This window comes from Actinoplanes sp. GCM10030250, assembly GCF_042666575.1.
GTDB lineage: Bacteria > Actinomycetota > Actinomycetes > Mycobacteriales > Micromonosporaceae > Actinoplanes.
Map to the genome: position 1 here is coordinate 26,776 of NZ_JBHTDO010000054.1, position 24,047 is coordinate 50,822.

Here is a 24,047-nt window from a genome sequence, read left to right on the forward strand (position 1 = left end):
CTCTCAGCGGATGCCCTCGCGGCGCAGTGCCGTCGCGAGGGACTGTGCCCGCGCCGTCACCGCGGCCGTGACCCGTTTGAGCTCGTTGCCCTTGGCCGCCTCGGCGGGCATCGAGCAGGAGATCGCGTCGGTGGCCGGAATGCGGTAGGCCACGGCGGCGGCCACGCACGCCACACCCTCGGTGCCCTGCTCGCGTTCGAAGGCCCAGCCCCGCTGGCGCACCGCGTCCAGCTCGTCGAGCAGGACCGCCCGGTCGGTGATCGTTTTCGGCGTGTAGCCGTCCAGGGTGGCCGGCAGCAGCGCCTTGACCTCGTCGGTGGTGAGGTCGGAGAGCAGGGCCTGGCCCAGCGCGGTCATGTGGGCCGGCAGCCGGCGCCCGACGCGGGACACCACGTGCACGCTGTCGCGGGACTCGCGACTGGCCAGGTAGAGCACGTGGTTCTCGTCGCGGCGGGCGTAGTGGATCGTGTAGCCCAGCTCGGCGCGCAGGTCTTCCAGGGCCTCGTAGGCGAAGATCAGGGCCGGATCGCGGTCGAGATAGGCGGTGCCGGCGAGCAGCGCGTGCGGGCCGACACCGAAGGCCGAGCCGGCGTCGTCAGTCTCCACCCATTTGAGTTCGCGCAGCGTGCGGACCAGCGCGTGCAGGCTCGACCGCGGATAGCCGGTGCGCTCGTGGAGCTGGGACAGCGTGAGGCGGGCCGGTGAGGCGGCGAGCGTCTCCAGGATCTTCACCGTCCGCTCGGCGGACTTGACCGGTGACATCTCCGCGGCGGCCGGTGCGACGTGAACGGCGGGGCGACCGCCGGGGCGGCGGCGGGTCTCTGGCATGCGTCCACCCTCAAGTTTGTCTATGTCCAAGTGTTGACCGTCATGCTACCGGACGCTAACTTGGCCCTGCTGTAAATACACATTACAGAAGACCATCCACATATATGGACAGGAGTCAGAAGCGTGATTCGCCGTTCCGCTCCCCACGGTCTCACCGCTCTGCTCACCCTCGCCCTTGTCGCCGGCGGCGCTGCCGCCTGTAGCGGCGACAGCGGCGGCGTGGAACAGGACGCGAAGGCACCACTGCAGATCTGGATCCGCAAGCCCCCGGGCTCCAACTCGGAGAAGACCGCCAAGGACCTGGCCGCCAAGTTCACCGCGGCAAGCGGCGTACCGGCTCAGGTGACCGCCCTGTTCGAGGACTTCGAGACGAAGCTTCAGCAGGCCGCGGCGCAGAAGGACCTGCCGGACATCGTCATCAACGACACCGCCCAGCTGGGCAGCCTGGTCAAACAGGGCCTGGTGCGCGAGGTCGACCAGGCCGCCCTGGCCGGCAGCGCCGACCTCGCGCCGGTCGCGTGGGAGGCCGCGAAGGGCGCGGACGGCAAGTTCCACGCGGCGCCGTTCTCCGTGCAGTCCTTCGCCCTGTTCATCCGCAAGGACTGGCGCGAGAAGGTCGGCGCCGGGACACCGGCGTCCTGGGCCGAGCTGGACGACCTGGCCAGGAAGTTCACCACCGGCGATCCGGACGGCAACGGCAAGGCCGACACGTACGGATGGGTGATCCCCGCTTCCACCAAGCGCGGCTACACCTCCTGGTACGCCACCAGCTTCCTGTGGTCCGCGGGCGGCGACTTCCTCACCGGGACGCCGGGCAAGTTCACCCCGGCGGTCAACACCCCGCAGTCGGCCGAAGCGGTCAACCACCTCAAGGCGCAGTTCTGCACCGACAAGACGGTGGTCCCGGGCGCGATCACGATGGAGACCGTCCAGGCGCACCAGGCGTTCGAGAGCGGCAAGGGCGGTATCTACTTCACCGGGCCGTACAACATGGCGCGTTTCGACAAGAACCTCGGCAAGGACAAGTACGAGATCCTGGCGCTGCCCGCGGGCCCGGGCGGCAAGGCGTCGTCGCTGGCCGAGGGCGAGAACGTCTATCTGATGGCCGGTTCGGACAACGAGGACGGCCAGCAGCGGTTCGCCGAGTTCGCGGTCTCCCCCGAGGGGCAGACCATCGGCATGGCCGGTGACACCGACGGCACCATCGTCCGGCTGCCGGTGAACACCAAGGTCCAGCTCGGCGCGGTCCGCAAGGACACCCGCTGGCAGGTCTTCGAGACCGTCTTCACGTCGGCCGGCCGGTTCACCCCGGCGGTGCCGGACTGGACCCCGTTCCGGCAGAGCGCCGCGGACACGTTCAACACGGTCTTCGCCGACTGCTCGACGGACACCCGGGCCGCGCTGGACAAGCTGGCGCAGACCTACACCGACGAGCTGACCAAGCAAGCGGTCAAGGGGTGACGTCCCTGACCGAGGCGTCGGCCCGCCGGGGTACGAGGAACCCCGGTGAGCCGGCGCGCCCCTCCCCGGCCGGCCGGCGCCGCGTCGCGCTGACCCGGTACCTGCTGCCCTGGCTCTTCCTGTTGCCGGCCCTGATCCTGTTCGCCGTGTTCAAGTTCGTCCCGATGGTGCGCGCCATCGAGATGAGCTTCCACGAGGTCCGGCCGTACCTGGGTGACCGGTGGGTGGGTTTCGACAACTACACCGCGGTGGTCACCGACGAGGCCTTCCGATCGGCCATCTGGCACACCGTCGTGCTGGCGGCCGGACAGACCGGCGGCTCGCTGCTGCTCGGTCTGGTGCTCGCGCTGCTGCTCGAGGGTACGGCTCGGCACCTGTGGTTCGTACGGACCGCGGTCTTCCTGCCGACGGTCGCCGCGATGGCGGTGGTGGCCGAGGTGTGGCGGGTCATCTACTACCCGGCACCGGAGGGGATCGCCAACTCGATCCTGGGCTGGGCCGGAATGGGCCCGTCGCCGTTCCTCAACTCCGAGGACACGTCACTGTGGTCGGTGATGGCGGTCGGCGTCTGGCGCGGCGCACCGTACGACATGATGATCTTCATCGCCGGCCTGGCCGGTGTCGACCGCACGCTGTACGAAGCCTCCGCCGCCGACGGCGCCGGACCGCTCCGCCGGCTCTGGCACGTCACCCTGCCCTCGCTGCGCCCGGTCTTCGCCATCCTGTTCACCCTGGCCGCGATCCGTGGCCTGCGCGTCTTCACCGAGATCTTCCTGCTCACCAACGGCGGGCCGAACGGCTCCACGGAGGTGCTGATGACCCTGATCTACAAGCTCGGCCTGGAACGCAACGAACTCGGCGTCGCCGCCGCCGGATCGATGGTCCTGCTCGGCGCGACGGTCGTGCTCACCCTCGCGGTCCAGGCCCTCCGCCGCCGGGAGGCGTGATGAGAACCCGCGCCGACCGTTTCGACTCCGCGCTCGGCTTCACCGCGCTGCGCGGGCCACTTGCCCGCGTCGTCCAGATCTTCCTGTACGCGGTTCTCGTCGCCGTTTTCGCCGGCCCCCTGGTGGCGCTGATGGTCGGCGCGTTCAGCCCGGTAGCCGATCCGAGCCGGCTCACCCTGTTGCCGGACAGCCTGACCCTCGACAACTTCACCGCCGCGTTCGACCGGGGCGTGCTGGGCTACCTGCTCAACTCGTTCGTCGTGGTCGGTGTCGGTCTGCTGCTGCAGATCCTGGTCAGCGTCTCCGCCGCCTACGCCCTGGCCCGCCACAAATTTCCCGGGCTGCGGCTGGTGATGCTGCTGATCCTGTCCACCATGATGCTGCCCGAGGAGATCCTGGCGATTCCGCTGTCGCTGGTCCTCGCCGATGTGCCGGTCGTGCACGTCAACCTGATCGGGACGCTGGCCGGCATGATCGTCCCGGTGGCCGCGTGGGCCTTCTCGATCCTCGTGATGACCGAGTTCATGCGGGAGATCCCGATGGAGCTGGAGGAGGCCGCGCGCATCGACGGCGCCGGTGACCTGCGGATCCTCATGACCATCGTGCTTCCCCTGGTGCGGCCGGCGCTCGGCGTGATCGGCATCTTCGGCTTCACGATGATCTGGGACCAGTACATGCTGCCCCTGCTGGTGGCGCGCGACGCCGGCCAGTTCACCCTGCCGCTGGCGTTGCGCACGCTGCGGACCGACGAACAGGCCGGCCTGGGTGTGCTGCTCGCCGCGGCCCTGCTCGCGCTGCTGCCGTCGGTGCTGGCCTTCCTCGCACTGCAACGGCAGTTCATGAAGGGCCTGACCTCCGGCGCCGTCAAGGGCTGACGCCCGCGAAAACCAAGACCCCGTTGAACCCAGACAAGGACGTCCATGCTGCTGCACGGCCTGCTCTCCTTCCCGCTCACCCCGTTCACCCCGGACGACGAGGTGGCCACCGGCGTGCTCGCCGACCACGTCGCCGAACAGGTGGCGGCCGGGCCCGCCGCGCTGTTCGTGGCGTGCGGCACCGGCGAGTTCACCGCGCTCGGCCGGGACGAGTACCGGACCGTGGTGCGGACCGCGGTCCGGGAGGCGGCCGGCCGGTTGCCGGTCTTCGCCGGGGCGGGCGGCGGTCCGCGTACGGCGAGCGAGTTCGCCAGGGCCGCCGCCGAGTGCGGTGCGGACGGTCTGCTGCTGCTCCCGCCGTACCTGGTGAGCTGCACGCCGGCCGGCCTGGTGCGGCACGTGGCCTACGTGGCGGGTGCCACCGGGCTGCCCGTGGTGGTCTACCAGCGGGCCAACGCGGTGCTCGACCCGGCCGCCGCGCTCGCGCTGCTCGACCTGCCGACGGTGGCCGGCGTCAAGGACGGTCGCGGCGACGTGGACGCGATGAACCGGCTGGTCACCACGGTAAGGGCCAGCGGACATCCCCGTGCTGCCGAGATGTGCTTCCTGAACGGCCTGCCCACCGCCGAGGTGTCCGCGGCGGCGTACCGGGCGATCGGGGTGCCCAGTTACTCCTCGGCCGCGCTGTGTTTCGTTCCGGAGCTGGCCACCGCGTTCCACCGCGCGATCGAGCACGGCGACGAGGCCGTCACGCGTACCCTGCTGACCGATTTCTACCTGCCGCTCGTGGCGCTCCGCGACCGGGTCGCCGGATACGCGGTGAGCCTGCCGAAGGCCGGTGCGACGTTGCGCGGCCTGCCGATGGGCTCGGTCCGCCCGCCGCTGGTGGACGTCTATCCGGAACACCTGGAGCAGCTCGCGGCGCTGATCGACAGTGGCCGCGCCGCCCTGCGCCGGGTCGGCGGCACCGTGGCCGTGCCGGACGTGGCCGCATGAGGACGCCGATCGCCGGGGTACGGGTCACCCCGATCGCCTTCCCGGACCCGCCGCTGCTCAACTCGGCCGGCATACACCAGCCGTGGGCGCTGCGCTCGATCATCGAGGTGACCACCGCGGACGGCTCGGTCGGCCTGGGGGAGACCTACGGCGACGCCGCACACCTGGAGCTGCTCGGCAGGGTGGCGCCCGCACTCGGCGGGCTGGACATCTTCGACCTGTCCGGCGCTCGCTCCCGTGCCGCGACCGCGATCGGCGCGGCCGGTTCGGCGAAGACCCTGGCCCGGGTGGTGTCGCCGTTCGAGGTGGCCCTGCTCGACCTCCAGGGGCAGGCCACCGGGCGGCCGGTGTGGGCGCTGCTCGGCGGCCTGGTCCGCGACCGCGTGCCGTTCTCCGGATACCTCTTCTACAAGTGGGCCGCCCATCCGGGCGAGGAACCGGACGTCTACGGCGAGGCTCTCGACGCGGCGGGCATCGTCGAGCAGGCCCGCCGGATGGTCGCTACGTACGGCTTCCGGTCGCTCAAGCTCAAGGGCGGAGTGCTGCCGCCGGACGAGGAGATCGGCGCCATCGAGGCACTGCGCGACGCCTTCCCGGACCACCCGCTGCGCCTCGACCCGAACTGCGCGTGGACGGTCGGTACCTCGCTGCGGGTCGCCCGCAAGACCGCGGGCCTGCTGGAGTACCTGGAGGATCCGACGCCCGGCCTGGCCGGGATGGCCGAGGTGGCGGCCGGCGCGTCGATGCCGCTCGCGACGAACATGTGCGTCGTGGAGTTCGGTGACCTGCCGGAGGCGGTACGCCGGGGATCCGTGCAGATCGTGCTGGCCGACCACCACTACTGGGGCGGGCTGACCGAGTCGGCGACCCTGGCGGCGATCTGCCGCACCTGGGGCCTCGGGCTGTCCATGCACTCCAACAGCCACCTGGGGATCAGCCTCGCCGCGATGGTGCATCTCAGTGCGGCCACCCCTCACCTCACGTACGACGTGGACACCCATACGCCGTGGCAGCTCGGTGCCGATGTGGTGACCGAGCCGCTGGTGTTCCACAACGGCTCGGTCGCCGTACCCCAGGGTCCTGGTCTTGGTGTGACCCTGGACCGGGACGCGCTCGCCCGGATGCATGCCGACTACCTCGCGTGTGGCATCCGTGAGCGTGACGACACCCGCTACCTTCAGCAGTTCCGGCCGGACCATCGCAAGCGCAGGCCGCGGTGGTGAGCGCGAGCGGGCACGCGTACGTCTGGGACGTCCTCGGCGATCCGGACTTCCCGGCGCGGGTCCGCGAGGCCGGCCTGGACATGGTCACGCTGGCGGCGGCCTACCACGGCACCAGGGCCGCGACCCCACTGCACCCGGCGCGACGGCTGGTCGACGCCCGGTACGCGGCGCTGTACCGCCCGGTCCGCGAGCAGGCCTGGGCCGGACAGCCGCTACGGGCGGCCGGGCCGGACTGGCTGACCGAAACGGACCCCTTCGGCGCGGCGGCACGGATCCTGCGCGACAGCGGATTGCGGGTCACCGCCTGGATCGTGCTGACCCACAACACCCGGCTCGGCACCGCCCATCCGGACGACACGGTGGTGAACTGTTTCGGCGAGCGATACCGGTACGCGCTCTGCCCCGCAAGCTCGCGGGTGCGCCGGTATGCCGCCACGCTCGCCGCCGAGGCGGTGCGCGGCGCCCCGGTCGACGCGGTCTCGCTGGAGGCCTGCGGGCAGATGGGCGTGGACCATCTCGGCCACCACGAGAAGACCGCCGGCGCCTGGAACGCGCACAGCCGGAAGGTGCTGTCGGTGTGCTGCTGCCGGTCCTGCCGCGCGGCGTGGCGCCGGGCCGGCGCCGACGACAACGAGGTGGTCCGGGGATTGCGCGCGGAGCGGATCCACGACGTCGTCCTGCCCACCCGGCAGGCGCACACCGACGCGTTGCGCGCCGAGGTCCTCGCGGCGATCCGCGCGGAGCTCCCGGATGCCCCGATCACGTTGCACGCCAGCCCGGATCCGTGGGCGACCGGGCCCTCGCCGGGGCTCACCCCCACGGCCGCCGGTGACGTCGACGCCCTACTGGTCCCGGCCTGGCCGCTGGACTCGGCCCCGCTGGTCACGGCCGCCGCCGCGCACGGCAAACCGGTCGGCGCCTACCTCACCGTGCTGTCCGGCGCCGCATCCGGTGAGGTGGTGCGGCACGCCCGTGGCCTGGTCGGTGCCGGCGCCACACACCTCGCGCTCTACCACCTCGGGCTCGCGACGGCCGAGCAGCAGGTTTTGCTGGCCGACGTCCTCACCGCCGTCCGATAGCGCGCCTGTCCGCCGCCGGGCCAGCAGCATGCCGAGCAGCTCGAGGCCGTTGGGGCTCTCCGGCACCCTCACCCACCCGCTGGTGAAACCCGTGCCCCGGTCGTGATGCCGGGGCACGGGAGTCGGCGGAATCGGTCGGTCAGGACGTCGGGAAGTTGTCCGCCGGGTTCTTGATGTGGTCGCGGATCCAGGTCCCCGCCGGCTTCAGCCGGGACGTGCCGGCGAACGGGCCGCCCGGGCAGGTGCCCGGGGTGAAGACCGCACCCGACCGGCTGTCGTCGGAGTAGTTCCAGTTGGTCCAGCTGATCTTCTTCTGGGCCATCAGATCGAGGTACTGCTGTGACCGGGTGAAGTTGTTCGCACCGTCACCGGAGGCCGTCTGGGTGCCGAACTCGGTGACGAACACCGGAATCCGGTCGGCGGCGCGGGACAGCGTGTTCAGGTATTCGGTGCCGTGCGAGCCGGCGTAGAAGTGGAACGTGTACATGACGTTCGTGGCGTTGACCGGGTTGTTGATGACGTCGGTCTCGCTGCCGCCGTCGGAGACACCCAGCGAACCCCAGCCGTGGGTGCCGAGCAGGATGAGCGCGTCCGGGTCGGCCGCGCGGATCGTCGGGATGATCGCCTCGTGGTACGCCTTGATCCGCGACCAGGCCGTTCCGTTCGGCTCGTTCGCGACGTCGTACAGGATGTTCGGCTTGTTCCCGTGCCGCTGCGCGATCTCGGCGAAGAAGGTCTTCGCGCGCTCCAGGTTGTGGTTCGGGTCGCCCGGTGTGAGCTGGTGCCAGTCCACGATGACGTACATGCCGCGGGCGCTCACCTGCTCGATCAGGCTGTGCATCCGGTCGGTGAACAGGCGGGGGTTGGTCTCGTAGCCACCCTCCTGGATGTACATCGACAGGCGCAGGTGGTCGGCCTGCCAGTCGCCGGCAAGTGCGTCGAGCGAGGCGTTGTTGACGCACTGCGGGTACCACTGCAGGCCGTGTGTGCTCATGCCGCGCAGCTGGATCTGCTTGCCGTACTGGTTGCAGAGCTTGACGCCGCAGACCCGCAGCTGGCCGTTGACGCCGACCGGGGTGCCGTTGGTGGGCGGCGGTGTGGTGGTGCCGTCGATGACGGTGAGCCGGTCCAGGTTCGGGCCGCCGGTCGCGGTGGTGGAGGTGGCCAGGACCGTGTTGGCGCCGGCCCGCAGGGTGGCCGTGACGGTGGCCTCCTGCCAGGTGGTCCAGGCGCCGGTGCCGGCGAAGGTGAGGGCGTTGCTGACCACGGCGCCGTTGACGGTGATCCGCATCGGACGGTTGTCGGCGGTGCCGTTGGCGAAGCGGAAGCGCAGGGTGGCGGTGCCGGCGACGGCCTGGGGGGACCATTGCACGGCGCTGCCGACCGCGTTGTCGGTGTTGACGAAGCCGGCACCGGTGAACCCGGCGTGGTTCGACTCGACGACACCGGCGGTGATGGTGGCGGATTCCGCCTCGTAGCTGGCCGTCGCGGCGTCAGCACTGGTGACGAACACCGTGAGGCCGGCACCGACCAGCCCGGCAGCGGCGAGGGTCGCGATCTGCGTACGGATTCTGGGTAGCTTCATGTCCGTCCCGGGGATAGTTAATTAAGCTTCCTAACTGATGGGTCTCGATATTAGGGAGGGTGCTGTCACGGGGTCAAGAGCTATCCACATACATGGACGGTCGACAGGTGAGGGTTTCGTATCCGAGTCCTGGGCGTTACGTTGTCAGCCATCGATGTCCCGGCCCCCTGGAGTAACCATGCGAACCCGCACAATCCGCTCGATCTGCGCCGCCGCCGCGGGCCTGGCGGTGGTCGCCACCGTCGGCCTCACCGCCAGTCCCGGCGCGGCAACCGCACCGGCGACGGCCACCATCGCGGTGGACCTCGCCCACCCGGGAGCCCGCCTGCCCGGCGACCTCGTCGGCCTGTCGTTCGAGATGCGTGAGCTGGGCATCGGCAACCTGGACGCCCGCAAGGGCAACATGGTCCAGCTGTTCAAGACCCTCGGCCGCAGCAACGTCCGGATCTCCGGCAACACCCTGGACCGGGACGGCATCTGGCTGCCCGAGGGTCAGGCCCTGCCCAGCCCGCAGCCGGACTGGCTGCAGCACGTGGTGACGCCGTCGGACATCAAGCGGCTCGACGAGTTCCTCGGCGCGACCGGATGGAAGGCGGAGGTGGGCATCAGCCTGGGCCGGTGGGACCCGGCCGCCGCCGCCGACCAGGCGCGGGTGATGACCAGGGTGCTCGGCAACAAGCTCGTCGCCGCCGAGTGCGGCAACGAGCCCGATCAGTGGGTGGGCAAGGGATTCCGGCCCGCCGGGTTCGCCTACGCCGACTACCGCGCCGACTTCCAGGCCTGCGCCGCGGCGGTCGGGCCGAACATCGCGCTGGCCGGTCCGGACGCCGCCTCACCCGGCTCGACCTGGGCGGCGAGCCTGGCCCGCGACGAGTCCCGGCTCGGCATGGTGATGCTCCACCAGTACGCGATGGACCCGACCGGCACGATGACCCGGCTGCTCTCCCCGGAGACCTACGCGAGCCAGCTGCGCTCCATCACGCCCAACCTGAACGCCGCCAAGGAGGCCGGCAAGCCGCTGCGCGTCGACGAGACCAACTCGGCCTGGGGCGGCGGCATCGACGGCGTCAGCAACAAACACGGTGCCGCGCTGTGGGCCCTCGACTACAGCCTTCAGCTCGGCCAGGCCGGCGTCGCGGGCCTCAACTTCCACGGCGGGCTCGGCGTCTGCGACCAGCCGATCTGGAACGGCAAGTGGCAGATCTACACCCCGATCTGCGCCGCGAGCAAGGCCGGTGAGCTGGCACAGATCTACCGGGTCACGCCGATCTACTACGGGCTGTGGATGGCCCGGCAGCTGGGCGCCGGCCGCTTCCTGCCGGTCACCCTGACCACCGATCAAAATCTGACTGCCTATTCCGTACGAGGTGACGACGGCAAACTGCGTCTCGCAGTCGTCAGCAAAGAGGAACCGGCGGCCGGCCCGGTCACCCTCGCCATCACCGTCGGCGGCCCGAACCGCGCGGCGGACGTGCTCACCATGACCGGCAGCAGCCTGACCGGCGTGGACACCGCCGTGCAGGGCGCAACTGTCGACGGCTCGGGCCGCCTCAACCCCGGCAAGCCGGCCCGGGCTCAGGTCCGCAACGGCACGCTGTCGCTGGACCTGGCCGCGGGCTCGGCTGCGGTGATCACGCTGGACCGCTGAGCTGCTCCACTGCTTTCAGGGCCTTTCCTTACGGCAGCACGGGCATCATCGCGCAGTTGGAGAGGGCGGGAAGGCCGGCGAGCCGGTTGGTGAGCCAGTCGACGGCGTTGCCCTGGTCGGTGAGCAGCGGTCCGAAATGGTTCAGCAGCGGGCTGACGGTGCCGACCAGGAGGATCGGGTCGTAGACGACCTTCCCGCCTCGCCGGCACCAGTCCGCGGCCATCGTGCGGGCCTGTCCGTGGCTGACGAGGTTGTCACTGACCCCGGTGGCCACCCGGACCACGCCCACCGGCTTGCGGGTGCCGATCAACTGGTCGCCGACGAAGGCCTTCAGGGCGGGCTCGGCCGTGATGACAGCGGCCAGCGACTGACCGTTCTTCGTCCACGCCGTACTGCGCTTGTTGGCGTAGGCGAAGAGCGCATCACCGACGCACATGGTGGACAGGTCGGCCAGCGCCGCCCGGCCCGCGTCGTTGAGATACTCGTCGACGAGCCCCCGCAGCGACGGCTCGGACTGCATGAAACCGTTGATCGACCAGCCCAGCGCACCGGCGAGCTCACTGCCGTCGATCGCCGCCGTGACATCGGCCAGGTTCGCCGGCGGCGCGCCCGCATAGGTCGCCTTGAGGCTGACATCCGGTGCGTACGACGGCTGAAGTTCAGCGGCCGCCGCAACCGCGCCCCCGCCCTGGCTGTAGCCGTAGAAGCCGACGGCGGAGGCCGCGGTGACCGAGGTGCCCGACAGCTTCTTGGCCGCGCGGGCGGCGTCGAGCACGGCGTGCCCGGAGTCGACGCGGTTGACGTAGGTGTGCAGCCTGTCGGTCGTACCCAGGCCCATGTAGTCGGTCGTCACGACGGCGATGCCCTTGGCGAGCAGCCGATAGATGGCCAGGACCTCGTAACCGATCGACAGTGTGGTCTGGTTGTCCTCGGTTCCCAGCACGAGCCCCTTCTGCAGGGCAAGGGACGTGGAACACTGGTCGCCCTGGCCCATGGTGCCGGGCGCCAGCACCGTCAGCGGCCGCGGCCCGGCGCCACGCCAGGACGCCGCCGGCTCGACATAGGCGCCGGTGACCGCGACGGGCCGGCCGTTGGAGTCAGTCGACTTGTACATGATCCGGGTGGCACGGCCGGGCAGGGTGCCGGTAATCCCGGGCAGGGACAGCGCGAGCGACAGCGGTTCGGTGCGGATCAGGGAGCCGTCAGCCGCGGGCAGATCAGCCGGCGGTGTGTAGAAGGCGGGGATCGTGACCCCTCGCGAGGTGGCGGCCTGCGCGGGGACTGCGGTGACGGTGATGGCTACGACCGTTGCGGCCAGGAGTACCGCGGACGTGCGGAAACCCAGGGACATGTGCCCTCCACTGACTCGGAATTCAGCGGTTTACGTCGATGGAACCGCCGTGTTACCGGAAGGTAACTTCACGTACCGAGACATTCCAGGGGGCGAATCCCTCACTCCTGGGCGCGGGGGCGGCGCTTGTCGCTCAGCGCCGCCCGCTATCACCGGAGTTCGCCCCTGTGCCATGAAGCCGACACGGGTTCAGCCCACCGGTTTGCATTGAGCCTTTTTCAACGTGGCGAGGGCCTCGGCCGCCGGCGCCGGACAACGGCCCGGCAGCTTCAGGCCCGATGCCAGGTTGAAAATTGCTCATTGTGTTCTTGAATCGCTGCGTGACAGCGTTGGCCGGAGCGGCGCCCAGCTTCCAGCGGCCAGTCGCGCACATACCGTCGCGGAGCGGATCGCGGCCCAGCTACAGTCGGCTCGATCGCCGATCGAGCCGGCGATGTCAGGTGGTCGCCGGCTGCCACGGGTCGATGATCGAGATTCCGATGTCGGTGAAGTCTTTGGTGTTACGCGTGGCGAGCGTCGCGGCCCGCGACCGGCAGATGGCGGCGATCTGGGCATCGAATCCGCTGATCGGGCTGCCATCTCGCTCTCGGCCGGCGACCACGTCCGCGTAGGCGGTGGCGGCGGCGAGGTCGAACGGTAGAACCTGACGGGGGAAAGCCGCGAAGATTTCGTTGGCGGCCTGATGCAAGTCGTGTTTGCGGCGGCCGTCCGGTAGTCGGGCGATGCCGTAGCGGATCTCCGCGACTGTGACCGAGGTTGTATAGAGGCCGGTGCTGGATGTCTGCTGAAGCCATGCGAGCACCATCGGGGCCGGGGCGGCGCGCATGAGTTCGGAGACAACGTTGGTGTCGAGGACGATCATCAGTCGTCGAAGTCCGTCGCGCGGGGCGGGGTGTCCCGGGCCGGAAGCTCAAGGTCGAGTCCGCCAAGTTGCGCGAATCGAGCTGTCAGCGCGCTGAACAGGTCAGTTCGCGAGCCTTCTTCCTCGGTGGCGGCCGCGGTGAGGATCAGGCGAATCTCCGCCTCCATGGAGCGGCCGTGCCGGGCGGCTCTGAGACGTAGCTTTTCTTTCACGGCGTCATCCAGATCTCGGATACTGAGGGCCGCCATTGCCTCATCTCCCCGTCGCTCGCAGCTGATAGCAATGCTAGCGCACGAACGTCGCCACGCCCGAGGGTCACGCACCGCGGTGAACTTGCTGGGTCGCCCGACTTCGCTCAGTGCGGCGTATCCGACAGTTGCAAGGTGTTGGCAATAGCCTACTGCTGTCAATATGCTCCGGGGAGCTGAGCCGACGGCCCGGCCCGCTCCGGGAGGCATGTTATGGACGTGGTGGCGATGCACATCGCCAACGGGATCATCAATGGTCCCGTGTCGATGTTGTTCCTGGTGATAGCCGTTGCGGGGCTGGCCGTCTGCGTGTGGCGGGCCAAAGCCGACCTCGACGACCGGCTGGCACCCATGGCGGGTCTGGTCGCGGCGTTCATCTTCGCCGTGCAGATGCTCAACTTCCAGGTTCTGCCCGGTGTCTCCGGTCACCTGCTGGGCGGCACCCTGGCCGTCATCCTGGTCGGCCCGTGGGTGGGCGCGCTCTGTGTCGCGACGGTGCTGATCGTGCAGTGCCTGCTCTTCGCCGACGGCGGCGTCACCGCGATCGGCCTCAACATCACCAACATGGCCCTGATCGGTACGGCCGCCGCCTACCTGCTTGTCGCCCTGCTCCTGCGGGTCCTGCCGAAGAACGCCAGGGGCCTGGGCGCCACCGCGTTCATCGCCTCGGTCATCGGTGTCGTCCTGGCCTCGCAGGGCTTCGTCCTGCAGTACGCGCTCGGCGGCACCACCGACCTCTCCCTGGCCGGTGTCGCCGGAACCCTGGCCGGCGTGCACGTGCTGATCGGTATCGGCGAGGGCCTGATCGCCGCCACCACCGTCGTCACCGTCGCCCGCGTCCGCCCGGACCTGGTCTACGCCCTGCGCCACTTCCGCCGCAGTTCCAACCCCGTCTACAAGGCAAAGGTGGCGGCATGAGTGAGCTTGCGAGCGAATCATCAAACTCAGTTGTCAGCTCATGGCGACGCCGGAGCGCAGCGGAGGTGGCGGTATGAGTGAGCTTGCGAGCGAATCATCAGGCTCAGTTATCAGCTCATGGCGACGCCGGAGCGCAGCGGAGGTGGCGGCATGAGCCGGAAGCTCGGATGGTTTCTGGCCGGCGGCCTGCTGGTGGCCCTGCTGCTGGCCGGCGTGGTGAGCAGCTTCGCCTCCGGCAGCCCCGACGGCCTCGACTACGCCGCCCGCGAGGGCTGCACCTTCAACGCCGACGACGAGATCACCGGCGGCACCTGCATGCTCCAGCAGGAGGGCGAGCACCAGCTCGGCGACAGCCCGCTCGCGGACTACGGCATCCGCGGCATCAACAACGAGTTCCTCTCCACCGGCCTTTCCGGCGTCCTGGGCGTCCTGATCACCTTCGCGATCGGCGGCGGCCTCTTCTGGGTGCTGCGCCGCCGCGACCAGATCCCGCAGGACGCCCCGGCCGCCGACGATCCGGCAGCCGGGGCGCCCTGAGCGTCGGTCTCACGCGATCCGGTCAGCGGTCGATCAGTTTCTGGAGATGCGCGGGGTAGCGGTCACCCTCGACCGTGATCTTCTCGGCGGCGCTGTCGATCTCGGCGAGGTCGGCGGCGGTCAGGTCCAGGTCGGCCGCGGCGACGTTCTCGGTGAGGCGCTGGACGTTGCGGGTGCCGGGAATCGGTACGATCCACGGCTTCTGCGCGAGCAGCCAGGCCAGTGCGACCTGGGCCGCAGTGGCGTCCTTGCGGGCGGCCACCGTGCCGAGCAGGTCCACGAGGGCCTGGTTGGCCTGGCGTGCCCCGGCGCTGAACCGGGGGATGGTCCCGCGGATGTCACCGGTGGCGAACGTGGTGGTCTCGTCGATCTTGCCGGTCAGGAAGCCCTTGCCGAGCGGGCTGAACGGCACGAAGCCGATGCCCAGTTCCTCCAGCGCCGGCAGGATCTCGGCCTCGGGCTCGCGCCACCACAGCGAGTACTCGCTCTGCAGGGCGGTCACCGGCTGGACGGCGTGGGCGCGGCGGATGGTCTGTACGCCCGCCTCGGACAGACCGAAGTGCTTGACCTTGCCGGCCTCGATGAGCTCCTTGACCGCGCCGGCGACGTCCTCAATCGGTACGCTGGGGTCGACCCGGTGCTGGTAGAACAGGTCGAGGCGGTCGACACCGAGCCGCCGCAGTGAGGTGTCGGCGACCTGCCGGATGTGCTCGGGGCGGCTGTCCAGGCCGGTCTGCTTGTCGTCGGCGTCGAAGCCGAAGCCGAACTTGGTGGCGATGACGACCCGGTCGCGGAACGGCGCGAGGGCCTCGCCGACGACCTCCTCGTTGACGAACGGGCCGTACACCTCGGCGGTGTCGAAGAACGTGACGCCGGCCTCGACCGCGGCGCGGATGACCGCGATGCCGTCGGACCGGTCGGCGGCGGGGCCGAGGCCGTGGCTGATGCCCATGCAGCCGAATCCGAGGGCGGAAACCTCGAGCCCGCTGCCCAGTGTGCGCGAATGCATGGAAGGACTCCTGTCGTCGAAGGACCTACCCCACGCTATGTCGCCGGTACCGGGTCAGGGGGGCACTGGCATAACCCCTCACGATGCCGCGCGGCAGGTTTCGCAGAGGCCGGTGAGCGTGATGCTGCCGGTGTCGAAGCTGAAGCCGGTGGCCGCCGCGGCCGCGGTGAGTGCCGGCGCGACGGCGGTGGACGGGATCTCCGCCTCCTGGCCGCAGCGGGCGCAGACGGCGTGGTGGTGCGGCTGATCGGCCATGCCGTACCGGGCCTCGCCCTGCTTGCCGAGGACGTGGACGACGTGCTCCTCGGCGAGGGTGAGCAGGACCCGGTGCACGGTCGAGCGGTCGATCTGCGGGAAGCGGGTGGTGACCCGGTCGTGGACCTGCTGCACGGACAGGTGACAGTCGGTGCTGATCAGGGCCTCCACGATCGCGCCCTTGGCGACGGTCCAGCGCCGGCCGTGTGAGCGCACGTGTTCCCGGACGGCGTCCAGCCTGCTGCGTTGCTGTGTCCGCGTCACGGCGAGCCTCTCCCGGGTTCCGGTTGTCCGCACGGAAGCCCGGCTTGAAGGTCCGTACGGAAACGGTCACTGTATCGGGCCCGGCCGCCCCGGGGACGAACGATGTAAAGGCCGGGGCGCCGGCTGGATGCCGGCGCCCCGCCCACCGGAGAGTGAAGCCGAAAGGTGCGGGCGTCAGCCCGCCTGGCACACCGGAGTTGCGGCAGGCCCGTTGCCGGTGCCCTGGAAGCCGAACTCGGTGCTGCCCGCGGCCGCGATCCCGCCGTTGTATGAGACGTTGCGGAAGGCGACGCTGCCGGTGGTTCCGGTGTTCGTCGCGCTCCAGGCGCTGGTCACCGCGCTGCCGGACGGCAGGCTCACCGTCACCGTCCAGCCGTTGACCGGTGCGGAGCCCGCGGTGACCTTGACGGTGGCGACGAACCCGCCGGTCCAGGAGTTGAGCGAGACGGTGGCGGTGCAGCCGCCGCCGGGCTGCGGGTTGCTGGACGTGCTGGTGCTGGGTGACGGCGAGGGCGGCGGGCTGGACGGGCCACCGGCGTTCAGCTCGTTGAGGACCGCGGTGTAGGCCTGCTTCTTGTTGCCGTTGCTGTCGAACAGCAGCGGGTTCTCGTCGCGGCGCCACGAGTCGGAGTCCCGGACGCCCCACACGGTGATGCCGTTGCAGCGGCTGACCGCGATGCAGGCGCGGGTCACGGTGGCGTAGATGTTCGCCTGGTTGGAGCCCTGCGCCACGTCCAGTTCGGTGATCTGCACGTCCACGCCGAGGTCGGCGAAGCGCTGGAGGTTGCGCTGGTAGTCCGACGCGATGCCGGTCCCGAGGTGGGACTGGAAGCCGACGCAGTCGATCGGTACGCCGCGGGACTTGAAGTCGCGCACCATGGTGTAGATGCCCGTCGACTTCGCGTTGACGCCGTCGGTGTTGTAGTCGTTGTAGCAGAGCTTGGCGCCGGGGTCGGCGGCCCGGGCGGCCCGGAAGGCGGCTTCGATCCAGTCGTTGCCGGTGCGCTGCAGGTTCGAGTCGCGGCGGCCTCCACCGCCGCCGTCGGCGAACGCCTCGTTCACCACGTCCCACGAGTGGATCTTGCCGCGGAAGTGTGCCGCGACCTGCGTGACGTGGTTGATCGCGGCCGAGCGCAGCGCGGAGCCGGACAGGCCCTGCGCCCAGGACGGCTGCTGCGCGTGCCAGAGCAGTGCGTGGCCTCGCACGGTCATGCCGTTGGCCTGGGCGTGGCTGACCAGGCGGTCGCCGTTGGTGAAGGAGAACCGGCCCTGCTGCGGCTCGGTGGCGTCCCATTTCATGTCGTTCTCGGCGACGAGGGAGCTGAATTCACGATTGATGATCGAGGCGTACGCGGAGTCGGAAAGCCTGGACGTGGCGACTGCCGTGCCGAAGTAGCGGCCTTTCTCGGCGGCGGCAGCGCGCAATGTCGTACCGGCGCTGGCCGAGGGCATGACCGCTACGGCGCCCGCGACGGCAAGCAGGCCGCTGCAAAGGGCGATAAGACGGGTTCTCTTCACGGACATGGCCTTTCAAAACGGGAGGAGGGGAATTGGGAGCGCTCCCATATAAAAAGGTTGCCAGGAAATAGGGCGGGATTCAACGAGGATCGACCCCGACGAATCCCGCCCTATTTCCGTAACACTTTTATGTCACCGGAGTCAGCCGCCACCGGTTGTCGGCGCTCCCGTTGTCCTGGTCCTGGACGACCTGTGCTCCCGCCGACGCCGAGCCGTTGAGGATGGCGAGCAGCTTCTGGCTGTTGCCGTTGCGGATCCGGTAGGTGCCGTCGCCGGCGGCGAGCAGCGTCCACCGGTGGTCCGCGGTGCCGGTGTCGGACCACTGCAGGACGCGGGCGTTGTCGGCGGTCGACATGTTCTCCACGCCGAGCACCTTGCCGCTGTTCACGTTGCGGATCTTGGACGTGCCGTCGCCGTTGGCGACCACGGTCCACCGGTGGTCGGCGGTCCCGGTGTCGTTCCACTGCACGGCCAGGCCGCCGTCGGCGGTGGACATGTTCTGGACGCCCAGCACGAGCCCGGTGCCGACGTTGACGAGCTTGTAGACCGTGGCGGCGGCACCGGTGTTCCAGTAGACGTTGTAGTTGAAGCCGTGCGCGTCGTGGAACGGGCCGAGGTTGACGGTGGCGCCGCCCGCGGTGGCGGTGAAGGCCAGCGCGGTGCTGCTGGTACGCGTGATCGAGCCGGTCGACAGCGTCGGCGGGGCGGACAGCGCCGTGCTGCCGTAGTTGCCGCAGAGCACCGCGGGCCCGTACGTGATGGCCTGGATCGTGGGATTGTCACCGGCGGCCTGCATGATCACCCGCATCGGCAGGCGCACGGAGACGGTGTCCCCGGAGGCCCAGGTGCGGGTGACGGTGGCGTAGGAGCCGGGTGTGGCGGTGACGTTCTGGGTGGTGCCGTTGACCGTGATGGTGGCGCCGCTGGTCCAGGACGGGATGCGGATCCGGATGCTCCACGAGCCGCTCATCGTGCCGGACAGCGCGAGGGTGGTGGTGTCGGCGGCCGGGATGCCCGTGGTCTGCGTGACGGTGATGCCGCGCTGCGTCCAGTTCAGCACCGACGGCGTGAACAGGTTGACCGTCAGCGTGGTGCCGTCGCGGAAGTAGATCGAGTCCATCAGCCTCGTGTTGACCTCGATGCCGGTGCCCTGGCAGCACCAGAAGGTGGTGTAGTCGGTGCTCCAGGTGCCGCCGCCCCAGGCCGGCCCGACGCCGCGGCGCCCGCCCGGCCGCAGCGGGGTGAAATAGGTGATGTGCCCGTGGCTGTCGGCCGGGTTCTGCGCGCCGATCACGTGGTTGAGCAGGGCGCGTTCGTAGAAGTCGAAGTACGCCGCCCGATCAGGTTCGAGCACCCACAGCTCTCGGGTCAACTTCAACATGTTGTACGTGTTGCAGTGCTCGCAGGTGTCGTTGGTCAGGTACCCGGCGATGGCGTTCGGCGGGCGGAAGTGCTCGGCCTGGCTGTTGCCGCCGATGGCGTACGTGTGGGTGCCGGTCGTGATCCGCCAGGCGTTGCTCGCGATGTCGCGGTACCGGGTGGTACCGGTCGCCTTGTACTCGCGGGCGGCGCCGATCCACTTGGGCACCTGCGTGTTGGCGTGCAGCCCGTTGAGCTGGTCCTGGCCGGAGGCGAGCGGGTTGAACACGGCGGCGTGGTCGAAGCGCTGGGCGACGGTGAGCCACCTGCTGTCGCCGGTCTGCTGGTAGACGTCGGCAAGGACCTCGTTCATGCCGCCGAACTCGGTGCCGAGCATGGCTTGCATCTGAGCGGCCGTGAGCCGGGCGGTACGGGTGTCCACCCAGCCGGCGAGCCGCAGCAGCACGTCGCGGGCCTGGGTGTTGCCGGTCAGCCGCCACACGTCGAGCAACCCGGCGAGCGTCTTGTGCACGCAGTAGTAGGGCACGTTGCCGTTGCTGAGCGTGCGTGCCTCCAGCGCGGCGAAATCGGACTCCGGGAACCCGGACAGGTAGCCGGCGGTGAACCCGGCAGCGCTGTTGTTGGCCTGGCACTTCGCGAGCTCGGCCACCATCTGGTCGGCCTTGGAGCGGCAGGTGGTGTCGCCGAGGACGGCGTAGGCCTGCGCCCAGGCGGTCAGGAAATGGCCCTGCATGTGAGTGCGGAACGGGAAGCTGGGCGCGTCCCAGCCACCGTTCGACGCCGCGCCGCCGGTCGACAGGCGGTGGTTGGCGCGGAAGTTGTAGAGCAGCCGGTCGACGTCGACGAAGCGCAGGTAGTTCAGCGTCCGGTTCTGGTTGTCGAGCCACCGGCCGGCGGTCAGCCGGACCTGGCCGGGGTCGAACGGCTGGGCCGCGACGCCGATGTCCGCGCGGGCGGGCGGGACGATGGCGGCGCGCGCCGGGGTGGCGGCGCCGAGGACGGCGCCGCCGGTCGCGGAGACGACGGTGCCGGCCCCGACGGCTTGCAACAGGTGCCGGCGGCTCAGCGGAAGAGAGGACATGGCAGCGCTCCAGGGGGAAGTGGCCGGTCCGGCGTAGAGCCGGACCGGCCGGGGATGACAGGGGCGATCAGGGAGTGGACATCTCGAACCGTTTGACCGTCACCGAGCCGCCGAGCGCCTGGGTGGCGTAGTTGAACATCGCGTAGCGGTATCCGGGGTAGAACTGCCAGGCGTTGTTCAGCGTGAACGCCGGTCCGAGCGTGGTGAAGTTCGTGCCGTCGGTGCTGTAGGAGAAGGTCGCCTGCCGCCCGCTTCCGGGCCGGACGTCGGCACGGGCCCGCAACCAGATCCGCCCGCCGGAGACCGCGGCGCCGGCTGCCTCGCTGCCCGTCCCGGTGGTGGTCCAGCCGCTGCCCATGGTCAGCCCGTTGGTCATCACGACCCTGGTCTGGCCGTTGTCGCGCTTGACGCCGATCCACGCCGAGGAGTCGCGCAGCATGGCCAGGCCGGAGCGGTCACCGTCGCGCATCGTGCTGTGGTCGAGCTCGATGGTCGCCGTCGAACTCGGTCCCTGAATGCGGTGGGTGAGGGTGTTGCGGGCGTTGTAGAGGTCGTTCGTCACCGTGGCGGTCTCCAGCCGCAGGCCACTGCTGAGCGACCACCGGCTGTTGTCCGGGTTGTGGTTCCACTCCCACCGCGGGCCGAGCTTGGTGCCGCCGAACGTGTCGGCGCCGGTCATCGGCTGCACGGTCTTCGTCGTGGAGATGTTCGGCTTCGGGTAGGAGGCGCCCCAGCCGCCGTTGACGGTCTGGATGGCCGGCCAGCCGTCGCTGCTCCAGGTGATCGGGGCCAGGGCGGGCACGCGGCCGCCGGGGAACGCGTCGACGAACGACATGTAGTACCAGTCGCCGTTCTGCGTCTGCACCAGGCCGCCCTGGTGCGGCACCCCGCCGCCGGAGATCGGGCCGGGCATGTTGAGCAGGACCTGGCGCATCTCGTACGGGCCGAACGGGCTGGTCGAGCGCAGCACGTACTGACCGTTGGCCGGGCGGGTCAGCCAGATGTAGTAGTAGCCGTTGCGCTTGTAGAAGCGGGCCCCTTCGAGGGTGCCGACGCTGGACGGGGTCTGGAACACCTGCTGGGCGCGGACCTGGCTCAGGCCGTCGGCCGACAGCTGGGCGACGCTGATCGTGCTGTTGCCGTAGGCCACGTACATCGTGTCGTTGTCGTCGATGAGCAGACCGGCGTCGTAGTAGCAGCCGTTGATCCGCGCGCGTTTCGTCCACGTCCCGTCGACGGCGGACGCCGTGTAGACATAGGTCCGGTTGTACTCGATGCACCCGATCCAGTAATAGGTGCTGTTACTGCGGCGGAAATTCAAGGTCGAGGCGAAGACCCCTTTGACGTACGCCCGGGAGCTGCCCAGATCGTAGGCTGCCGAGTCGAAGTCCAGGCGTGGCACCGAGTGGCCCGCGTACTCCCAGTTGACCAGGTCGTAGGACCGTAGGATCGGCGCTCCGGGGGAGTAGTGCATGTTCGACGCCGAGTAGTAGTAGGTGTCACCGACCCGGATGATGTCGCCGTCGGCGAAGTCCTGCCAGACGACCGGGTTGGTGAACGTGCCGGTCGGCGGCGGGGTGGTCGGTGTCGACCCGCCGATGCGGACGAGCTGCCACTGCTGGTTGGCGCCACCCCAGTCGTCGTACTGGACGATGTTGCCGCCGTCGGCGGTCGCGGCGTTCTGGACCTCGACAGCTTTGCTGCTGTGGCGGGCGATCAGCCGGACCTGGCCGCCGTCGGAGTCGGCGAGGCGGAACTGCTGGTTGGTGGCGTTGGTGTCGGTGCGCTGGGTGACGGCGGCGCCGTTGGCGGTCCCGGTGATGTCGAGGACCTTGCCGGAGTGGCGTGACTTCAGCCGGTACCAGCCGCCGCCGGAGTCGGTGAACTGCCACTGCTGCTGGTTGCCGTCGTTGCGCGTCCACTGGGTGATGCGGGCGCCGTCGGTGGTGGCGAGGTTGTAGACGTCGAGGGCCTTGCCACTGTTGCGGTTGACCAGCACATACCAGGCGGACGTGTCGACGGTGGCGGCGGAGGCGCTCGGCGCCCCGGCCGCGACCGCGGTCACCGCCAGCGTGGTGGCGACCAGGGCGATCAGGCTCAGACGCAGCCGGCTGCGCGAGGTGCGCCGCGGGGGATCGGTCATGGTGGACGCTCCGTGTCTTGTTAGCGATAACAACTTGCGCCGGGCTGACAATGTTGCCAGAAGATTTCGGGTCACTCAAGTGGTGTCCGTCGATGCGGTCGGGGACTGCTTCCGGGCGGCCCCCGTAACACTTCCGGCGTACCGGAGAAAGCTCTTGATCTGAAGCATGTGTTGGGGAAGCATTTTCGAAAATCGTTATGCTGGCTACCTTCGCCGAGTCGCCTTTCGGCGCCTGCCGTGCGTGCATTGCGAAATGTCGTGGAAACCTTGCGAGCGGCGGCGGCATTCTGTAATCCTTCAGCGACATTGCCCCTGTTAACGCTCACATGGAGTGTGCCGATGAGATCTCTCAGCCGCCGCGGCGGACTCGCGGCGAACGCTCGACTCGCGCTGATCCCCGTCCTCGCTGTGCTGGCGGCAATGCTGCCCGGCACCGCCCGGCAGGCCCGAGCCGACAACCCGATCGTCCAGACGATCTACACCGCCGACCCCGCGCCGCTGGTCCACAACGGCCGCGTCTACGTCTACACCGGGCACGACGAGGACGGCTCGACCTACTTCACGATGCGCGACTGGCGCGTCTACTCGACGACCGACATGGCGAACTGGACGGACCACGGTTCCCCGATGAACCTGGCCACCTTCAGTTGGGCCAGCAGCGACGCGTGGGCGGGCCACGTGATCGAGCGCAACGGCCGTTTCTACTGGTACGTGCCGGTCAACAACCGTGCCACCGGCCGTAAGGCCATCGGCGTCGCCGTCGCGAACAGCCCCACCGGCCCGTTCGTCGACGCGATCGGCCGGCCCCTCGTGGAGAACGGCGAAATCGACCCCAACGTCTTCCTCGACGACGACGGTCAGGCCTATCTGTACTGGGGCAATCCGAATCTCTGGTACGTCCGGCTGAACACCGACATGATCTCCTACTCCGGCGCCGCCACCCGGATCCCACTGACCACCGCCGGATTCGGAACCCGCACCGGCAACACGAGCCGGCCCACCCTGTACGAAGAAGGCCCGTGGGTCTACAAGCGCAACGGCCTGTATTACAACGTATTCGCGGCCGAATGCTGTTCGGAGTTCATCGGCTATTCGACGGCACCCGGACCGACCGGTCCGTGGACCTATCGAGGCACCGTCATGCCGCGCCAGGGAAGCAGTTTCACCAATCACGCCGGCGTCATCGACTTCAACGGCGGCTCGTACTTCTTCTACCACAACGGCGCCCTGCCCGGCGGCGGGGGCTTCACCCGTTCGGTCGCCGTGGAACGGTTCACCTACCGCTCCGACGGGACCATCCCGACGATCAACATGAGCACCGCGGGACCGCCCCAGGTCGGCACCCTGAACCCCTTCGTGCGGCAGGAGGCGGAGACGGCGGCGTGGTCCTCCGGTGTCGAGACCGAGCCCGCGGCATCCGGCGGGATGAACGTCGGCTACGTCAACAACGGTGACTATCTCAAGGTCAGGGGAGTGGCGTTCGGGGGCGGAGCCCGCTCGTTCAGCGCCCGGGTGGCATCCGGCACGACCGGTGGCCGCATCGAACTGCGGCTCGGCGGCCCCACCGGAACCCTCGCCGGCACCTGCACCGCCGGTGCCACCGGCGGCTGGCAGTCGTGGGCCACGGTCTCCTGTCCGGTGACCGGTGCGACAGGCACCCAGGATCTGTATCTGCGATTCACCGGAGGCAGTGGATATCTGCTCAATGTGGACTGGTGGCAGTTCACCCAATGAGCCTTTCTTCCCGCGGTTAGGCGGCCTTTCGCGGCGCATTGAACCGCGATGATCAACACGGACAATTCCCGGTATCATCAGCCGTCACCGAAATGGGCAGGGCCG

Annotated in this window: 20 protein-coding genes; 10 read left to right on the top strand and 10 right to left on the bottom strand. The window is 69.4% G+C overall.

The features are described 5' to 3' along the window. Positions 1-3 precede the first annotated feature (3 nt). Positions 4-828 carry an IclR family transcriptional regulator gene (locus ACFQV6_RS41135; RefSeq protein WP_378033153.1) on the bottom strand — a complete coding sequence of 275 codons (825 nt, stop codon included), beginning with the start codon at positions 826-828 and terminating at the stop codon, positions 4-6. Between the two features lie 123 nt (positions 829-951). On the opposite strand from ACFQV6_RS41135, the gene ACFQV6_RS41140 reads away from it, so the two are divergent. From ACFQV6_RS41140 to ACFQV6_RS41165, 6 genes are read left to right on the top strand one after another with little or no spacing between them, the layout of a single operon-like run. Next, positions 952-2,289, top strand: coding sequence for a sugar ABC transporter substrate-binding protein (locus ACFQV6_RS41140; RefSeq protein ID WP_378033154.1), 1,338 nt, complete (start codon positions 952-954; stop codon positions 2,287-2,289). Continuing rightward, the gene (locus ACFQV6_RS41145; RefSeq protein ID WP_378033155.1) at positions 2,286-3,236 is read left to right on the top strand and encodes a carbohydrate ABC transporter permease; all 951 of its coding nucleotides are present in this window, start codon (positions 2,286-2,288) and stop codon (positions 3,234-3,236) included. The genes ACFQV6_RS41140 and ACFQV6_RS41145 overlap by 4 nt, the downstream gene beginning before the upstream one ends. After that, positions 3,236-4,111 (top strand): carbohydrate ABC transporter permease, encoded by an 876-nt coding sequence (locus tag ACFQV6_RS41150; RefSeq protein WP_378033156.1) that lies wholly within the window; start codon positions 3,236-3,238, stop codon positions 4,109-4,111. Before ACFQV6_RS41145 ends, ACFQV6_RS41150 begins: the two co-directional genes overlap by 1 nt. Positions 4,112-4,156: 45 nt before the next feature. Continuing rightward, positions 4,157-5,107, top strand: coding sequence for a 5-dehydro-4-deoxyglucarate dehydratase (locus tag ACFQV6_RS41155; RefSeq protein WP_378033157.1), 951 nt, complete (start codon positions 4,157-4,159; stop codon positions 5,105-5,107). Then, complete coding sequence (locus tag ACFQV6_RS41160) at positions 5,104-6,330, top strand: glucarate dehydratase family protein (RefSeq protein ID WP_378033158.1); 1,227 nt, start codon at positions 5,104-5,106, stop codon at positions 6,328-6,330. The genes ACFQV6_RS41155 and ACFQV6_RS41160 overlap by 4 nt, the downstream gene beginning before the upstream one ends. Further along, the gene (locus tag ACFQV6_RS41165; RefSeq protein ID WP_378033159.1) at positions 6,324-7,409 is read left to right on the top strand and encodes a hypothetical protein; all 1,086 of its coding nucleotides are present in this window, start codon (positions 6,324-6,326) and stop codon (positions 7,407-7,409) included. Before ACFQV6_RS41160 ends, ACFQV6_RS41165 begins: the two co-directional genes overlap by 7 nt. 139 nt (positions 7,410-7,548) lie before the next feature. Here the strand turns inward: ACFQV6_RS41165 and ACFQV6_RS41170 are convergent, their stop codons facing one another. Beyond that, the gene (locus ACFQV6_RS41170; RefSeq protein ID WP_378033160.1) at positions 7,549-8,994 is read right to left on the bottom strand and encodes a cellulase family glycosylhydrolase; all 1,446 of its coding nucleotides are present in this window, start codon (positions 8,992-8,994) and stop codon (positions 7,549-7,551) included. 178 nt (positions 8,995-9,172) lie between these two features. Between ACFQV6_RS41170 and ACFQV6_RS41175 the strand changes: the two genes are divergently transcribed. Continuing rightward, a complete protein-coding gene (locus ACFQV6_RS41175) occupies positions 9,173-10,642 on the top strand; it encodes a hypothetical protein (RefSeq protein ID WP_378033161.1) in 1,470 nt (489 codons plus the stop codon). Positions 10,643-10,670: 28 nt separating this feature from the next. Here ACFQV6_RS41175 and ACFQV6_RS41180 read toward each other — a convergent pair whose 3' ends face one another. The 3 genes from ACFQV6_RS41180 to ACFQV6_RS41190 form a co-directional block, all read right to left on the bottom strand. After that, positions 10,671-11,993, bottom strand: coding sequence for a lipase family protein (locus ACFQV6_RS41180; protein WP_378033162.1), 1,323 nt, complete (start codon positions 11,991-11,993; stop codon positions 10,671-10,673). Positions 11,994-12,429: 436 nt separating this feature from the next. Continuing rightward, positions 12,430-12,855 carry a type II toxin-antitoxin system VapC family toxin gene (locus tag ACFQV6_RS41185; RefSeq protein WP_378033163.1) on the bottom strand — a complete coding sequence of 142 codons (426 nt, stop codon included), beginning with the start codon at positions 12,853-12,855 and terminating at the stop codon, positions 12,430-12,432. Further along, complete coding sequence (locus ACFQV6_RS41190; protein WP_378033164.1) at positions 12,855-13,103, bottom strand: Arc family DNA-binding protein; 249 nt, start codon at positions 13,101-13,103, stop codon at positions 12,855-12,857. Before ACFQV6_RS41190 ends, ACFQV6_RS41185 begins: the two co-directional genes overlap by 1 nt. Positions 13,104-13,316: 213 nt before the next feature. Between ACFQV6_RS41190 and ACFQV6_RS41195 the strand changes: the two genes are divergently transcribed. Both ACFQV6_RS41195 and ACFQV6_RS41200 read left to right on the top strand, forming a co-directional pair. Further along, complete coding sequence (locus ACFQV6_RS41195) at positions 13,317-14,021, top strand: energy-coupling factor ABC transporter permease (protein ID WP_378033165.1); 705 nt, start codon at positions 13,317-13,319, stop codon at positions 14,019-14,021. Between the two features lie 150 nt (positions 14,022-14,171). Continuing rightward, positions 14,172-14,558, top strand: coding sequence for a PDGLE domain-containing protein (locus ACFQV6_RS41200; protein ID WP_378033166.1), 387 nt, complete (start codon positions 14,172-14,174; stop codon positions 14,556-14,558). A 22-nt stretch (positions 14,559-14,580) separates the two neighbouring features. Here ACFQV6_RS41200 and ACFQV6_RS41205 read toward each other — a convergent pair whose 3' ends face one another. From ACFQV6_RS41205 to ACFQV6_RS41225, 5 genes are all read right to left on the bottom strand, one after another. Next, positions 14,581-15,567 carry an aldo/keto reductase gene (locus ACFQV6_RS41205; protein ID WP_378033167.1) on the bottom strand — a complete coding sequence of 329 codons (987 nt, stop codon included), beginning with the start codon at positions 15,565-15,567 and terminating at the stop codon, positions 14,581-14,583. Positions 15,568-15,645: 78 nt separating this feature from the next. Then, positions 15,646-16,086, bottom strand: a complete 441-nt coding sequence (locus tag ACFQV6_RS41210; RefSeq protein WP_378033168.1) for a Fur family transcriptional regulator — start codon at positions 16,084-16,086, stop codon at positions 15,646-15,648. A 174-nt stretch (positions 16,087-16,260) separates the two neighbouring features. Next, complete coding sequence (locus ACFQV6_RS41215; RefSeq protein ID WP_378033169.1) at positions 16,261-17,610, bottom strand: endo-1,4-beta-xylanase; 1,350 nt, start codon at positions 17,608-17,610, stop codon at positions 16,261-16,263. 121 nt (positions 17,611-17,731) lie between these two features. Then, on the bottom strand, positions 17,732-20,065 hold the full coding sequence (locus tag ACFQV6_RS41220; protein WP_378033170.1) for a beta-L-arabinofuranosidase domain-containing protein: 2,334 nt from the start codon (positions 20,063-20,065) through the stop codon (positions 17,732-17,734). Positions 20,066-20,132: 67 nt separating this feature from the next. Further along, the gene (locus tag ACFQV6_RS41225) at positions 20,133-22,208 is read right to left on the bottom strand and encodes a family 43 glycosylhydrolase (protein ID WP_378033171.1); all 2,076 of its coding nucleotides are present in this window, start codon (positions 22,206-22,208) and stop codon (positions 20,133-20,135) included. A 339-nt stretch (positions 22,209-22,547) separates the two neighbouring features. Here ACFQV6_RS41225 and ACFQV6_RS41230 point away from each other — a divergent pair, with 339 nt between their 5' ends. After that, complete coding sequence (locus ACFQV6_RS41230) at positions 22,548-23,942, top strand: glycoside hydrolase family 43 protein (protein ID WP_378033172.1); 1,395 nt, start codon at positions 22,548-22,550, stop codon at positions 23,940-23,942. The last annotated feature ends 105 nt before the right edge of the window (positions 23,943-24,047 follow it).

What these genes read in the sequence shown, in the direction of transcription:
- ACFQV6_RS41135 (WP_378033153.1), bottom strand. Translation starts at nt 828, where the DNA reads ATGCCAGAGACCCGCCGCCGCCCCGGCGGTCGCCCCGCCGTTCACGTC.
- ACFQV6_RS41150 (WP_378033156.1), top strand. Translation starts at nt 3,236, where the DNA reads ATGAGAACCCGCGCCGACCGTTTCGACTCCGCGCTCGGCTTCACCGCG.
- ACFQV6_RS41155 (WP_378033157.1), top strand. Translation starts at nt 4,157, where the DNA reads ATGCTGCTGCACGGCCTGCTCTCCTTCCCGCTCACCCCGTTCACCCCG.
- ACFQV6_RS41160 (WP_378033158.1), top strand. Translation starts at nt 5,104, where the DNA reads ATGAGGACGCCGATCGCCGGGGTACGGGTCACCCCGATCGCCTTCCCG.
- ACFQV6_RS41170 (WP_378033160.1), bottom strand. Translation starts at nt 8,994, where the DNA reads ATGAAGCTACCCAGAATCCGTACGCAGATCGCGACCCTCGCCGCTGCC.
- ACFQV6_RS41175 (WP_378033161.1), top strand. Translation starts at nt 9,173, where the DNA reads ATGCGAACCCGCACAATCCGCTCGATCTGCGCCGCCGCCGCGGGCCTG.
- ACFQV6_RS41180 (WP_378033162.1), bottom strand. Translation starts at nt 11,993, where the DNA reads ATGTCCCTGGGTTTCCGCACGTCCGCGGTACTCCTGGCCGCAACGGTC.
- ACFQV6_RS41185 (WP_378033163.1), bottom strand. Translation starts at nt 12,855, where the DNA reads ATGATCGTCCTCGACACCAACGTTGTCTCCGAACTCATGCGCGCCGCC.
- ACFQV6_RS41190 (WP_378033164.1), bottom strand. Translation starts at nt 13,103, where the DNA reads ATGGCGGCCCTCAGTATCCGAGATCTGGATGACGCCGTGAAAGAAAAG.
- ACFQV6_RS41195 (WP_378033165.1), top strand. Translation starts at nt 13,317, where the DNA reads ATGGACGTGGTGGCGATGCACATCGCCAACGGGATCATCAATGGTCCC.
- ACFQV6_RS41200 (WP_378033166.1), top strand. Translation starts at nt 14,172, where the DNA reads ATGAGCCGGAAGCTCGGATGGTTTCTGGCCGGCGGCCTGCTGGTGGCC.
- ACFQV6_RS41205 (WP_378033167.1), bottom strand. Translation starts at nt 15,567, where the DNA reads ATGCATTCGCGCACACTGGGCAGCGGGCTCGAGGTTTCCGCCCTCGGA.
- ACFQV6_RS41215 (WP_378033169.1), bottom strand. Translation starts at nt 17,610, where the DNA reads ATGTCCGTGAAGAGAACCCGTCTTATCGCCCTTTGCAGCGGCCTGCTT.
- ACFQV6_RS41220 (WP_378033170.1), bottom strand. Translation starts at nt 20,065, where the DNA reads ATGTCCTCTCTTCCGCTGAGCCGCCGGCACCTGTTGCAAGCCGTCGGG.
- ACFQV6_RS41225 (WP_378033171.1), bottom strand. Translation starts at nt 22,208, where the DNA reads ATGACCGATCCCCCGCGGCGCACCTCGCGCAGCCGGCTGCGTCTGAGC.
- ACFQV6_RS41230 (WP_378033172.1), top strand. Translation starts at nt 22,548, where the DNA reads ATGAGATCTCTCAGCCGCCGCGGCGGACTCGCGGCGAACGCTCGACTC.